This is a genomic window from Gelidibacter salicanalis (assembly GCF_007997285.1).
In the GTDB taxonomy this organism is placed as follows: Bacteria; Bacteroidota; Bacteroidia; order Flavobacteriales; family Flavobacteriaceae; genus Gelidibacter; species Gelidibacter salicanalis.
Genome location: NZ_VORX01000003.1, coordinates 508,004 through 522,374, shown reverse-complemented (window position 1 = coordinate 522,374; position 14,371 = coordinate 508,004). Strand labels below are relative to the sequence as shown.

The 14,371-nt window shown below is 37.6% G+C and carries 11 protein-coding genes; 5 read left to right on the top strand and 6 right to left on the bottom strand.

The window, feature by feature from the left end; all coding sequences use genetic code 11:
* Positions 1 to 4 precede the first annotated feature (4 nt).
* Positions 5 to 1,471, top strand: a complete 1,467-nt coding sequence (locus tag ES711_RS08510) for a M14 family metallopeptidase (protein ID WP_146892581.1) — start codon at positions 5 to 7, stop codon at positions 1,469 to 1,471.
* A gap of 9 nt (positions 1,472 to 1,480) precedes the next feature.
* Here ES711_RS08510 and ES711_RS08505 read toward each other — a convergent pair whose 3' ends face one another.
* From ES711_RS08505 to ES711_RS08480, 6 genes are all read right to left on the bottom strand, one after another.
* Positions 1,481 to 2,797 carry a D-alanyl-D-alanine carboxypeptidase/D-alanyl-D-alanine-endopeptidase gene (locus tag ES711_RS08505; protein WP_246139152.1) on the bottom strand — a complete coding sequence of 439 codons (1,317 nt, stop codon included), beginning with the start codon at positions 2,795 to 2,797 and terminating at the stop codon, positions 1,481 to 1,483.
* A gap of 335 nt (positions 2,798 to 3,132) precedes the next feature.
* A complete protein-coding gene (locus tag ES711_RS08500) occupies positions 3,133 to 4,539 on the bottom strand; it encodes a SusD/RagB family nutrient-binding outer membrane lipoprotein (RefSeq protein ID WP_146892579.1) in 1,407 nt (468 codons plus the stop codon).
* Positions 4,540 to 4,633: 94 nt separating this feature from the next.
* Positions 4,634 to 7,771: a SusC/RagA family TonB-linked outer membrane protein gene (locus ES711_RS08495; RefSeq protein ID WP_146892578.1), complete on the bottom strand. Its 3,138-nt coding sequence runs from the start codon at positions 7,769 to 7,771 to the stop codon at positions 4,634 to 4,636.
* Between the two features lie 544 nt (positions 7,772 to 8,315).
* Positions 8,316 to 9,341, bottom strand: a complete 1,026-nt coding sequence (locus ES711_RS08490) for an aminotransferase class I/II-fold pyridoxal phosphate-dependent enzyme (RefSeq protein WP_146892576.1) — start codon at positions 9,339 to 9,341, stop codon at positions 8,316 to 8,318.
* 4 nt (positions 9,342 to 9,345) lie between these two features.
* Positions 9,346 to 10,359 (bottom strand): dipeptide epimerase, encoded by a 1,014-nt coding sequence (locus ES711_RS08485; protein ID WP_146892574.1) that lies wholly within the window; start codon positions 10,357 to 10,359, stop codon positions 9,346 to 9,348.
* A gap of 155 nt (positions 10,360 to 10,514) precedes the next feature.
* Complete coding sequence (locus ES711_RS08480; protein ID WP_146892573.1) at positions 10,515 to 11,288, bottom strand: DnaJ domain-containing protein; 774 nt, start codon at positions 11,286 to 11,288, stop codon at positions 10,515 to 10,517.
* A 203-nt stretch (positions 11,289 to 11,491) separates the two neighbouring features.
* On the opposite strand from ES711_RS08480, the gene ES711_RS08475 reads away from it, so the two are divergent.
* From ES711_RS08475 to ES711_RS08460, 4 genes are all read left to right on the top strand, one after another.
* Positions 11,492 to 11,902 carry a BrxA/BrxB family bacilliredoxin gene (locus ES711_RS08475; protein WP_146892571.1) on the top strand — a complete coding sequence of 137 codons (411 nt, stop codon included), beginning with the start codon at positions 11,492 to 11,494 and terminating at the stop codon, positions 11,900 to 11,902.
* Positions 11,903 to 12,012: 110 nt separating this feature from the next.
* Positions 12,013 to 12,405: a hypothetical protein gene (locus ES711_RS08470; protein ID WP_146892569.1), complete on the top strand. Its 393-nt coding sequence runs from the start codon at positions 12,013 to 12,015 to the stop codon at positions 12,403 to 12,405.
* A gap of 36 nt (positions 12,406 to 12,441) precedes the next feature.
* On the top strand, positions 12,442 to 13,179 hold the full coding sequence (locus tag ES711_RS08465; RefSeq protein WP_146892567.1) for a lysophospholipid acyltransferase family protein: 738 nt from the start codon (positions 12,442 to 12,444) through the stop codon (positions 13,177 to 13,179).
* 11 nt (positions 13,180 to 13,190) lie between these two features.
* Positions 13,191 to 14,180 carry an acyl-ACP desaturase gene (locus ES711_RS08460; RefSeq protein WP_146892566.1) on the top strand — a complete coding sequence of 330 codons (990 nt, stop codon included), beginning with the start codon at positions 13,191 to 13,193 and terminating at the stop codon, positions 14,178 to 14,180.
* Positions 14,181 to 14,371 lie beyond the last annotated feature (191 nt).

Genomic DNA, 14,371 nt, shown 5'->3' with positions numbered 1-14,371 from the left:
AATTATGAAATACATACTCTCATTAGTCCTCGCAGTATTATCATTCTCAGTAACCGCGCAAATCAGTGACATGACCACTAGTCTTTATGACAGCTATTCAAAGTATAAAGAGCCGAGTTTAGACAAACGTCGGATGAAACATGATGAAATCCAGCCGCTCATCAACAACCTAAAAAACAAACCCGCCTACACTGTTCAGAAAGTCGGTGAAAGCATCAAAGGAAAAAGCATTAGCTTAATCAGTATCGGTACCGGCGACACGAGTGTGTTTTTATGGTCGCAGATGCATGGTGATGAACCTACTGCTACGCAAGCCATATTTGATATTTTTAACTTTCTGAACAGTCCTGATTTTAAGGCTGAAAAAGAAATCTTGTTAAGTAAATTAACGCTTCATTTTATGCCCATGTTGAATCCTGACGGGGCAGAAGTGTTTACCCGACGCAATGCTTTAGGGATTGACATCAATAGAGATGCGCTTATGTTGCAGTCTCCAGAAGGACAGATTTTAAAGCGTATTAGAGACAGTTTGGATGCCGATTTCGGATTCAATCTTCACGACCAAAGCACCTATTATAACGCGGAGCGCACACCCAAACCAGCCACTATATCATATTTGGCACCTGCCTACAATTACGAAAAAGACATCAATGAGGTGCGGGGTAAGGCAATGAAAGTCATTGTGTTTATGAACAACATCATTCAAAAATACGCGCCCGGTCAAGTGGGGCGATATAATGACGATTTTGAACCCCGTGCGTTTGGAGATAACATTCAGAAATGGGGAACAAGTGCCATTTTAATCGAGTCTGGTGGGTATAAAAATGATGTTGAGAAACAGGAAATTAGAAAGCTAAATTTTGTATCTATTCTATCTGCTTGTTATACCATTGCCAATGGCGATTATAAAAACATTCCTATTGAAGATTACGAGAAAATCCCCCAGAATGATCGCAAATTATTCGATTTGAAAATAGAGCGCTTCACCCATAAACTCTTGGGTAAAGATTATATTTTAGATATTGGAATTAACCATTCAGAAATCCAAGATAAAGACCAAACCGATTTTTACAATGTGGGCAGCATTGTCGATAAAGGCGATCTCTCCACATTTTATGGCTACGATACCGTTGATGCTACTGGTTACCGACTTATTGAAGGTAAAGTGTATCCTGACATCATTCCATCCTTAAAAGAGCTTGAAAAGATGGATATTTATAGTCTGCTAAAATCAGGCTATACCTATGTGCGCGTTGCTGATTTTCCATCCACAGAGAAAGCAGTGTCCTTACCTATTAACATATTGGATGCGGATCAAAAAGTCCCAGGATTTTACGTCAATATTGGCAACAACCCTAATTTTGTACTCCAAAAAGATGGCAGCGTGGACTATGCTGTGGTCAACGGGTTTCTGATCGATTTAAAAGCCAAAGAAAGCAATTTTAAAAATGCTATATTCTATGGCAAGTAAAACTTTCATTTAGTAATTATCCCTTAAATATTCCAGTACAGCCTGCATATGTTCTTTGACCTTATTGGAAGATGTATTGTAGTTATTGTTCATAAAGCTAAATATCAAAACCTCTCCAGAATTAGTCAGCAAATAGCCACTTAAAGTACTCGCGCTAGACAACGTGCCGGTTTTGGCAAATACGTAAGGACCATCCACTCCCGAATACCAGTTTTTCAAAGTCCCACTAACACCACCTGCCGGAAAAAAGTTGAACAGCCGTTGCCTTGGAATTTCGGCATAAAGCTTTTCCAAAACTTGAACTAAAGATAATGGAGTAAAGAGATTGTAATTACTTAACCCGGAGCCATCTCTCCATTTCGGTTTTTGTTTCAAATCTTTGAGTTGATTTTCCAGAATCGATTTCCGGATGGGGTCTGCATCTAAAGTATCAGAAATTGTTGAGGAGGCCATTACTAAAATCTGTTCTGCCAAAAAGTTGTCACTTACATGCATCATGCGCTTGAATAAACTATCTGTAGGAATACTGTAAAATACCTGATCGGTTTTAGCTGTGGTATAGGGGATAAACTCTACTCTATTAGGTAGAAGATCATTCCAAAGGGCTTTCACTATGGTTGTATCCAAAACAAATGGGACTTCTGTACTGGTCTTTCCGTCTAATTTATAATAGAAATTATTGGCATTAAAGTCGCGGCGCTTGTCCAGTAAAGTATACGTGGTTTGAGACTTTAAAAACTTCGGATAAGTATCCAAATCGTCCGTGTTTGAAATGGTAACCACATTCCCATACAAAGGAAAGGCACTCCGTTCCGTACTGTAATATCTGTCATAATCTTCCCAGGCCCAACCTGGTCCAAATTTTTCGTTGTTGTAATTATCCGTGACCAATTTGATGGCTTTATAATTTTTCATAAACTCCAAAGCCGAGCTGTCCTTAAAATACGGATGCAAAAAACTTGGATCTCCAGTTCCTTTTACAATCAATGTATCCTGATGCACAGTATATTTAAAGGCTGGAACTTTCTCGGGTAAATAGTGTAGACCCGTATATAACGTAAAAATTTTGGTATTGCTCGCCGGTGTAAAATAGCGCTCGCCGTTATGATTAATGATCGTGTCCTTAGTTCTTGGATTGTAAACCAAAAGACCAGTAAATTGATGGTCAAAGAAATTTGAAGTCAACGATTTTTCCAGCTGCTTGGAAACTTTAGCCGATTTACAGTTTGAGAGTAGTAAAGAAAGAAATATAACAAAAATATAGCGAACAGATTGGGACCCCATATCTATAGGATAAAAACTATTTGAACAACCGGTATTTTTCATAGACATTACGTTTAATTTACAATTTCTAAAGTTATCTTTTATTTTGGAACTAAAATTATACATAAGTTAGATCTTAATGATTCATGACGGTTTAATAATTGAATACAAATTAGTCATATTCTGTTTACTTAAATAGACGACATCAGCAGGTGTTCACTACTTTAATGGAATAACCATTCTATATCAGAATAAATGGCAGGATATAGCTAAGAGATCTTTATATAGACAATTGTAAGAGTCAAAATAAATAAAAAGCCGATTAGATATCTTCACAGATATCTAATCGGCTTTTTAGTGCTCTTTCCATTATCAGGTAGATTTACATTTAATGTGTATTACTTATCCCACCAAATCTTGGTCAGCAAATCCACATCTGGTATGTTAGCTGCATTTCTTTCATATTCTGCATCGGGATAATCAAGACGTCTAATAAATTGCCCACCCAAATTAGTATTATGATTTACTGGAATAGTAAAATCTTGATAATCGTAGTTATTTCTTCGAGCGTCCACCCATGATTCAGGATTTAAAAAGAGCGCAATGTATTTCTCTTTAAAAATCGTTTTTAAGGTTAAATTGCTAGCCCCAACGGCTACAACCGGATTGCTTAAATAACTATTTATATCTCCTTGCGCCACGTTCAATTTCTTCATGTGTGCTTCAATGCCTTCTAAATAAGCAGTATAAGCTTCCGTTGGTTTATTATCTCTCAGCTGCACCTCAGCTTCTATAAATTTCAATTCTGGGTAAGTAATTATAAATAGTGGTGATTCAGGACTGGAATAATATCCATCCGTGCTTAAATAAACCTCATAAGGGACCGTACCATCTCCAACCCTTCCGAAACCATTTTCAGTACCAATATAAGAGCCATCGGGCAGAGGATTTGTTATTTTTGGCAGCCTAGGATCAAAAACACCATAAGTGGTTCCATTCATAGCATCAACAACTTGTTCAGATAGCCAACCATCTAAAATGAGACCAGCGTTATTAATTGCCACCTGAGCCCAAGGATTTCTCTGTTGGAAATTGGTAAGTGCTGCATCGTCGGCATTAGATGTATAAGATTTACTTAACGCGTCTAAAACACCTGCTTTATCATATTTGGAAGTTGCAGAAAGATGATTCAAATATCGAGCTTTTAAAGCTTCAGCAGTTTTTTTCCAGGCCTGAATATTTCCATTGTGAATAAAATCATTCGCAGCAGTTAACGCTTCTCCTTCATTTGTCTGGTTAAATGCAACCAAGGCTTCATCTAACAAAGTTAGTATCTCAGAATACACAACCTCATCATCATCATAGGAAGGGGTAATAGTTTCAAAAGAAAACGATTCAGTATATGGAATGTCTCCATAAATGTCGACAGCCATTCCCATATTTAGTGCCATCAGAGTCTTTGCTACGCCAATATATTCAACGGAGTTGTTCTCCATAGCAAATTTTTCCATATCGTAAATATCGGAACTTACACTATAGATATTATTCCAGATTGAATTTGTACTGACTCGATCTTGAATATCCGTAGTACTCCCTGCATTAGGCGAGGAAAAATATTGAACATAATAATTGGTCGTATAAGCAGTTCGATAAACGTTTATCGCTGAATTGTACGTTACGTTTGACAGCAAACCCTTTATTGGTGGAGTTGTGGCTCCATTGGGGTTTTCATTAATTTCTAAATAATCATCACAGCTCATCACGGTTGATAAGATTAAAAAGAATATATATATTTTGTTTTTCATCTGTATATTTTTAATTGTTATTTCTTGTCAGATGGAATACTTAAAATTAAATATCCATGCACGTTGATATATTAAATGAGTATTTCATGTTTGTTTAAAAATTCATACGTAAAGTAAGTGCATAAGACCTTAATCCAGGATACGCGCCTAAGCCTGCAAAACCATCAGCATTTCCTTGACTTTCTGAAGCTTCAGGATCAAAACCTGTAAATTTTGTCTTCAACCATAAATTAGTCCCGCTGGCTGTTAAAGTCGCTCTATTTATTACGGTTCTGTCCAATAACGATTTCGGCAAATCATAGCTCAGTCTTACATTTTTTAGACGAATCCAAGAGGCATCCTGAACAAAATTTTCAGTTGCTCCACGATGTCTCACTCTATAATAACCATCTCCATAATTTTTACCATCTGGACCTATACCCTGTCCTAAGAAAACTGGAGTAGTGTTAGGTGTTCCATCTGCTTTAAATCCTTCAAAAACGATGGTCTGATCTCTGTTTTCTGTATATGGCGCAATCCCAAATGCCGCAAAGTAATTGTCTAAGTTATTATACTTTTCAAAACCTTGTCTAAAGTCAAAATTGAAACCAAGTGTAAGATTTTTATAGGTGAATTCATTACCAATATTCATCATCCAGTCTGGAGTAGAATTCCCCAAAATCTTTTGAGTAGTATTGATAATTGGAAACCCATCGGCACCAATTAATAAAGGTCTGCTTCTATCTAAAGTCAAAGCGGCCGCATCTGCAGGATTATCATAATACCTGGCAAAACTTCTTCCAAGAATGTTTCCATAAGGTTCTCCTACGTGTAAAACTTGGGAAGCAGAACTACCTGCATATCCAAAATTACTTTCGAGAAATATATTTTCAATCCCTTCTTTTATTGAAACCACTTCGTTTTTATTAGACGAAAAATTCACGTTCATATTCCAAGAAAAACTTTCATTTCGAATGGGAGTTGCATTCAACATAATTTCGAGACCTCGGTTCTCAATCTCTCCAGCATTGGTTGTGTAAGAACTATATCCCGAAGAATAAGAAAGTGGTACACCCAATATTTGATCTGCTGCATTGGACTTATAGACAGAAACATCTAAACCAAGTCTATTTTTGAAGAATCTTAGTTCTGCTCCAAATTCAATTTCTGTGGTTAATTCAGACTTTAGTAAAGGATCCGCTTTGTTATCCGGTCGGGTCCAACCAGTAACGTCTCCCACAGGAAAGTTACTCGCTGTAGCCCTGTAAACATCAGAAGTTAAATAGGCCCCAACAGCATCTTTTCCAATTTGTGCCCAAGAACCTCTCAGCTTACCATAATCAAACCAATCTGGCATGTTAAAATTTTCAGAAAATACATAACCGACACTAACGGAAGGATAATTAAAAGATCTATTATTCTTAGGCAAGGTAGACGCCCAATCATTTCTATCTGTTACCGTTAGATAAAGGAAGTTATCATAAGCCAAACCTAGTTCCCCGTAAAGGCCGACAGTTCTTGTTTTAGTTATTAACTGAGACGTTGTAATTAATGCGGCATTGCTCAAATGATAAAGATTATAAACTTCTAATTCATTTCCATTGGTAGTAACTCTATCGTAACCACGCTGAAAAACGTCAAAACCAGCTCTTAACGTCAAGTCAAATTTTTCATTTAATGCTGTGGTATAGGACACCATTATGTTGGAAGTGAGATCTTTGCTTAGTATTCTCGTTTCAGATATATAGCCATCATCATTATCTTCAAAATAATTTTCTCCTGCAATCCCAGTTCTCCCCGGAGCCGTTGCGGTACGTTTGTCAGAATAATAATCCATTCCAAAACGGTAATTGATATTCAATCCTTCGAAAGGGTTATAATTGAACCCAATATTTCCAAAAAAACGATCTACGTTATCTACATATCTATTCACTTTGTTCCCATATATGGGATTATTCCCTCCGGCTCCATCACCTTCATAACCTTTCATTGTGCCTTTTAAGGGGCCGTCTGTAAATTCGTAATCTCTAACATCCTTGGCGGGTGCCCAATAGGTCAATCTTTCATTAAAGTCACTGGCATGTATTTTAGGACCACCAGAATTGACGTAATCCAAAGAACTGAACACTTTAAATTTATCTGACAGTTTTATATCTCCAGAAATTTTAGCCCCTGTCTTTTTATAGGCAGAGAAATCCAAAACTCCTTGTTGATCAAACCTAGAAAAAGACGAATAAAAAGTCGCTTTATCACTTCCTCCAGAAGCACTAAAATGAATATTATTGGAATGACCAGTCTTATAGGCATTTTCATAATTATTAAAAATTTCCTTAGGATGAGTAGGATCTAATGCCCGAGCTTCCTCGACGGTAGGACCCCAAGATGGCCAAAAACTATCACGGTCGTAAACGCCTTTATAACCTTGAGTATATGTTTTTTGAGTTTCAGGAAATTTATTGACTTCATCCACAGTTGTCGTTGAAGAAAAACTAAAAGAGGCTTTCCCATCCCTTCCTTTCCTAGTAGTTATTATTATAGCGCCATTGGACGCTCTAACCCCATACAGAGCAGTAGCTGCTCCACCTTTCAATACAGTTAAATTTTCAATATCCTCCATATTAATATCTGCCCCTCTATTGGTGGCAGCTCTACCGGCACCTCCACCTGCAGTAAATTGATCATTACTAACTGGAACACCATCAACAATAAACAAAGGCTGGTTGTTGGCTCCTGGGTCTAACGAGTTAATACCTCTAATAATTATCCTTGCACCTTGACCTGGAGCGCCGCCTTGGCTTGAAATCTGAGCCCCCGCAATTTTCCCAGATAAAGCATTGACTAAATTGCTTTCCGGTGTCTTCATTAAATCTTCTGATTTCAATTCCTGAACCGAATATCCAATAGATTTTTTCTCTCTGGAAATCCCCATAGCAGTAACAACCACTTCGTCCAAGGCAGACGCGTCCTCTAACAAATTAACATTTAGCGTAGTATCTGAAATTATTACTTCTTGGGTTTTAAATCCTAAATATGAAAATGTTAAAACCACTCCTTTCGTTGCTGATATTTGGTATTTTCCATCAATATCAGTGGTTGTTCCCGAATTTGAATCCTTGACTTGGATGCTTACACCTGGTAATGGCATTCCATTTGCATTAGAAACTGTACCACTGACCGTGATATTTTGAGCAAATACAAATGAGCTTAATGTGGTAAAAACAACAAGGAAGGAAACTCTAATTTTTTTTCTCATAAGTTTGTGATTGATTAGTTAAAAATAAAACTCCAAAGATGGTTTTTGCACAAAAACACGTGTTAGATGCAGATGCTCGTTTTACAATTTAAATCATATTTTAAAATGATTTACTAAGGAATTAGCAAAAGTTTTAGATGATTTTTACATTAGATTTATATTTTAAGTTAATTTAACTAATATAATGAGTTTTTTTCGCAACCACAATAGTGTGGAACGATATTAACATCAATAAAATTTAGAAGTAGTAGTATGGCTTAGTAGAAATATTTCTAAATACATCGGAAAGTTTAAAAAAATCAAATCAGAAATTGACTTACTTTCATGTTGCAATAAACTTCTATAAGTAAACATTAGCTTTTAGGCTTTTTGATGATCCTTTAAGCGTTTCCTATCTTTAGAGAACTGGGTGCTACTATTTATAAACTGAGAATTGATTGTCTCATGGTGGTCACCCGATACATATTAGATGTAGCAAAAACATTAGTGAAGCACGGTACCATTTTTGTAAAATAGTACATAATTAAATTTGAAGGGTTTCTTTTTAGAATAACGTCAAAGCCGATTTTAATTGTTGCAAATCGGATTTTGTATGGTTGGCAGTAATCACAATCCGATTCATCAGCGTATCATAATTGGGATACTTAAAATTAGTGATGATAATGCCTTTGGATTTTAGGTAGTCAAAAATACCGTCGCTAGAAGAATAGATCACAGGATAATCCGAATTGTAAATAAAATTGTTGGGCAAATGTGTATCCTCAAATAAAAACTGAAGATGAGTTCTCAATTTTTTGAGTTGAGTTTGCAGTAAATCTTGACCATCCACCAAAGTTTGCAAGAATATAGGATTCATGCCTGCTGCCGAAACAAACACGGCTTCATTCTTAATAATCTCAATGAGGTGTTGATCTCCCCCAATGACCCCTCCAGAACAGCCATAAGCCTTGGTTAGAGAGCTGATCATTATTTTTTGTACGATTCGCGGATGATTAACGGTTTTAAAAATGCCATCACCAAAAGGTCCCACCACACCTAAACTGTGGGATTCATCCAGCACTAAGGTAATGCGTTTGCTGGGTGAGATAGCGTTCAGAAAATCAAAATCAGTAGGTATTACGGCCAACGACAATAACGCATCAGCAGTTATAACTATGGCTTCCTCTACAGTATTCGTCAAATCAGGATGCAAGGCTCCGTTAACGAATAAGGGCAGACTAGAAGATTTTAAAATAGCAGGATGCGTTTTGGGGTAGTGGTAAAATTTCTGGTGTTCTATTGACAAGTGATCAATCACAATTTTTCCTGCCAAAGTACCTGAAGACACCGTTAGTGCGGCATCAGCGCCAATAATTTTTGCCAATAGAGTTTCTGCCTTTTGATATATGCTCAATTTTATATTGGCATTTCTAGAACTTCCGTAGGCCGTCCCCCAAGTCTTAATACTATTAATCAATAAGTCTTGAAACTCAGGATGCGTGGCCATTCCCAAATATGACGTGCCTCCAAAATACAGATAAGATTGACCTGCAACAGTAATGGTCCGATCCGGAAAGTGTTCAACGGTCATTAAATTACGCGGTTAATGTAACGCCAGTTCCGTTCAAATCGCTGTAGATGACCTTGCCATCCTCAAGACTTACGCCAGTAGCAATGTCTTCGCCCAACAATAACGCTCCGTCCATATCCACATAATCCAACAGCGGTAATAAGTGGGCAATGGCTGAAATACCTACTGTAGATTCCGTCATACAGCCTACCATGGTTTTCATTCCTAACTGCCTTGCCTGTACCAACATGCGTCGGGCTGGTGTGAGTCCGCCACATTTAGTTAATTTCACATTTACGCCATGAAAATACTGGTAGCATTTTTCAACATCTGCTTCAACCTGGCAACTTTCGTCGGCAATTATTGGTAATACGGAGTTTTCGAAAACTTTTTTATGACCTTCCCAATCGTCTGCTGGTAAGGGCTGCTCGATAAATTCAACGCCCAATTCTTTTAGCGCAATGGCATTAGCAATGGTTTCATCTGCCGTCCATCCGCAATTGGCATCCACTCTAAAAACGGCATCGGTATGCTTACGCAATTCTTTTACAATCTCAATATCCCGATCAGATCCCAATTTAATTTTATAAATAGGCCACGGCATTTCCTCCATTTTAGAGACCATTTTTTCAATCGTATCAATGCCAATTGTATAATCAGAGAGTGGATTATTGTCAATATCGTAATCCCACAATTCATACAATTTTTTACCTTCTTTTCTGGCATACAAATCATTATAGGCCAAGTCTAATGCGCATAATGCAAACTTATTATTTGGCAATTGTGAGGCCATTTTCTCCCAAAATTCTTCGGGAGGCATTCCTGAGGAATCTGCAATAAGAGGCTCTATTTGTTCTAAATCCCGCATCATTCCTTTAATGCTGACGTTATAGTATGGATTGGACGTTGCTTCTCCATAACCAGAAAAACCATCTTCTCTTAATTGGACAATTAAAGACGGTTGTTCATCACGTGATTCTCTTGAAATGGTAAAAGTGTGTTTTAATTTTAAAATATAGGGCTTAAGAATAAGTTGCATGCTGTAGCTTTTTTTAAGACATCTCTCCCATTGCTAAAACAGGAATTTACGATGCAGTTTAGGTGAAACTAAATTAATAAATATTTAATATACTTGAGACGTAAGCGGCATAAAACAATAGTGAAATAACACTAAGAGTTTGCATAGCGTACTATTTAAAAACGGCGTTCTTTCTGAAGTTTTTCATAGGCCTCTTGCACCTGACGGAATTTATCCACAGCTCCTTTCTGATGTTCTTCCCCCAAATGAATCACACGGTCTGGATGGTATTTCTTGGCCATCTTTCTATACGCGGCTTTAATTTCGTCATTCGTGGCGTCCTTGGTGATTTCTAAAATTTTGTAAGCGTTATCGCTACTGTTGTAGAACATCGCTTTAATACTTTCATAGTCACGAGAACTGATGCCCAAATAGCCAGAAATGGTAAAGATTTGTTTAACTTCACTATCGGTCACCATCCCATCGGCCTTAGCAATTCCGAAAAGGAAATGCAAAAGTTGCAAGCGAGACGGATGATCCATCATTCGCTGTATTTGGAGACATACCTCGCGCACCGGTATGTGTTGCTGGTTAATGCCTTTAAATAATTTAAAAGCTTGATTGGCGCGATCCTGCCCATACATCCCTACAAATTGTTGACGCACATAATCCAACTCCCTTTGGTCCTGATGGCCGTCAGCTTTGATCACTACTGAAGCTAAGATTAAAAGACTGACCTCAAAATCTCCCGGTTGGGTTTGCGGTCGCGCTTGGGGTTCACTTCTGTAAGTGGGGCGTCTTTTTTGATCCGATTGCCAGTCCCCTAAAAGCGGCGTCCCATTTCCTGAAAGAGAATCAACAATACTCCCTAAAACCATTCCTATTATAGCGCCAATAGGACCTCCAAAAGACCATCCTAAACCTGCGCCTATCCATTTTGAAAAATTCATCTGTAATTTTTAATTTTTTGAACTTCAAATATACTATAGTTCAAGCTTTTTAGTTGAAAATATCCCTTGAATTTTTTGGATAGAAATCACGAATGGCAGCATTCAATCTCACTACTAAGAACTACTTTGAGAAGCAGATTTTTCCGTATCTTTGCAGTCTCGAAGTATCGGGGTCTAATATTAATCTTGAAAATTAAAAATATATGTATCCAGCAGAATTAGTAAAACCAATGCGAGAAGACTTGACCAAAGTTGGATTTGAAGAATTGCACACCGCTCAAGACGTTGATTCAGCCTTGTCAAAAGAAGGCACAACCTTAATTGTTGTGAATTCAGTTTGTGGCTGTGCTGCAGCAAATGCACGTCCAGGAGCTAGAATGAGTTTACAAAACGCAAAACGTCCTGACCATATCGTGACCGTTTTTGCAGGTGTAGATAAAGAAGCCGTGGATAAAGCCAGAGAACTTATGGTTCCGTTTCCTCCAAGCTCACCGTGTATGGCCTTATTTAAAGATGGCGAATTGGTACACATGTTAGAGCGTCACCATATTGAAGGCAGACCTGCTGAGTTAATTGCAGAAAACCTTGTAGATGCTTATAATGAGCACTGCTAAAAAAAAAAACAGTCTTAAAATTATAAAAAACCACGGTAACTTTACTGTGGTTTTTTTGGTTTTATACGCAACCAATTGAAAATTTAACATCTATCTTAAAATAATTTCCCATGAAAACAATCCTCACATTTCTTTTAAGTTCGCTCTTTATAGTGTTAAGTGCTAACACATGCGATAACCAAGACGCTATGACCTGTGAAGAAATGCGTGACAATTTAAATGAGATGAAAACGACCATTCAAAATTTAGCAGATACTTCCGTTTGCAACGCAGCATTTGAATGCCGATCCATAGCATTAGGAAGTAAACCGTGCGGGGGCCCTTGGGGATACTTGGTGTACTCCACATCTATTGACACGCTCAAACTCTCTAATTTAGTCGCTACTTATAATCAACAGGAAAAATTAATGAATACAGAATGTGGCTTAATTTCGGACTGCTCCTTTGTCAGCCCTCCGCAACAATTAGAATGTAAAAACAATAGGTGCATTGCCATTTATTAGTAGGTTTGTAGCCTGACTTTTTATTAATTTTGTAGGATGCGAAAAATATTGGCTTACCCACTAACAGTTTTGTATCTCATCTGTTTTGGAATCACTTTAATAGTGTTCCATCCTATCCAATGGATCTGTTTCAATGTCTTTGGATATAAAGCACATAAGATTAGTGTCGATTGGCTGCAGTTTTTTTTGATTCGCTGTCTTAATGTATTAGGTACGCGATTCACTTTTACCAATCCTCACGACATCCCAACGGACCAGCCCCTTATTATTGTGGCCAACCATCAAAGCATGTACGATATTTCGCCAATCATGTGGCACATGCGTAAACACCACCCGAAGTTTATCGCAAAAAAAGAATTGGGAAAAGGCATTCCGAGTGTTTCTTACAATTTGCGTCATGGCGGCTCTGTACTTATTGATCGGAAAAATCCGAGGCAAGCTTTACCTGCCATTATGAAATTTGGAGAGTACATTGAAAACACCAAACATGCCGCAGTAATTTTCCCTGAAGGCACCCGAAGTAAAACTGGCGTTCCTAAACCTTTTCAAACAAAAGGCTTGGAAGTTATGATGAGAAAAGCACCGTCAGCCCTTATTGTACCTATCAGCATTAACAATTCGTGGAAGATGTTGCGCTATGGTAAATTTCCTATGGGTATCGGAAATCATTTGAAATTCACGGTACATCAACCTCTCAAAATTGCTACCTTTGTAGATAAGGAAGAATTGATCAGGACTGTTGAACAGACGATTTCTTCAAATATTCATCTCTAAATTACAACATTATGTCTCAAAAGAATGTACGATTGGAAGTGATGCAGCATCTGGAAAAAGACGTCGAATCACTCATTCAAAAATATTTAATCCCCGCCGAACAAATTTGGCAACCCACAGATTTTTTGCCGAATTCAGAAGGTGATAACTTTTTTGAAGAGGTACGAGAAATACGTGAACTCTCTAAAGAACTCCCTTATGACTTTTGGGTGGTTTTAGTGGGCGATATGATTACTGAAGAAGCGTTACCAACTTACGAATCGTGGTTAATGGATGTTGAAGGTGTAGATCAGGTAGGTCGTAATTCTTGGGGAAAATGGGTACGCCATTGGACGGCTGAAGAAAACAGACACGGCGATGTGCTGAATAAATACCTTTATTTATCAGGCCGCGTGAACATGAAAGAAATTGAAAAAACCACCCAGCATCTCATTGCTGATGGTTTTGATATTGGTACGGATAGAGATCCGTATAAAAACTTTATATACACCAGTTTTCAAGAATTGGCGACTTATGTGTCCCATAATCGCGTAGCGAAAATTGCCAAAGAAAAAGGGAATAAATCGCTCTTTAAAATGTGTAACATTATTGCTGGTGATGAAATGCGTCACCACCACGCTTACGCAGAATTTGTAGAGCGCATATTTGCAGTAGATCCGAGTCAGATGATGATTGCATTTCAAACTATGATGAAGCAAAAAATCACCATGCCGGCACATTTCCTAAGAGAATCTGGCGATCAGATTGGAACTGCTTTTGAAGAGTTTTCAAATACTGCGCAGCGTATTGGAGTGTACACCTCAGCCGATTATGTGGACATTTTGGAAAAGTTAATCAAGCGATGGGAAATTGGCAATGTCCAAAATTTATCTGATGATGCTGAGAAAGCTAGAGATTATTTGATGAAACTTCCAGACCGTATGAAACGCTTAGCTGACCGAATGAAGATACCGGAAAATTCGTATCAGTTTAAATGGGTGGAACCTGCGCGACTGAAGTAGGATGGAATGCTGATTTGGCAGATTTTAGCTGATTTTCACTGATTTTCACTGATTTTTTGTTGCCTATTTTATGGAACTTATGTTAAACTGTTAAACGCGGATTTAGCTGATTTTAAATTCTCTATAATTGATAATAGATAAACAGTTAAAAACATTCAAAATCTACGGTTTTATGTTAAATTGTTGAACTC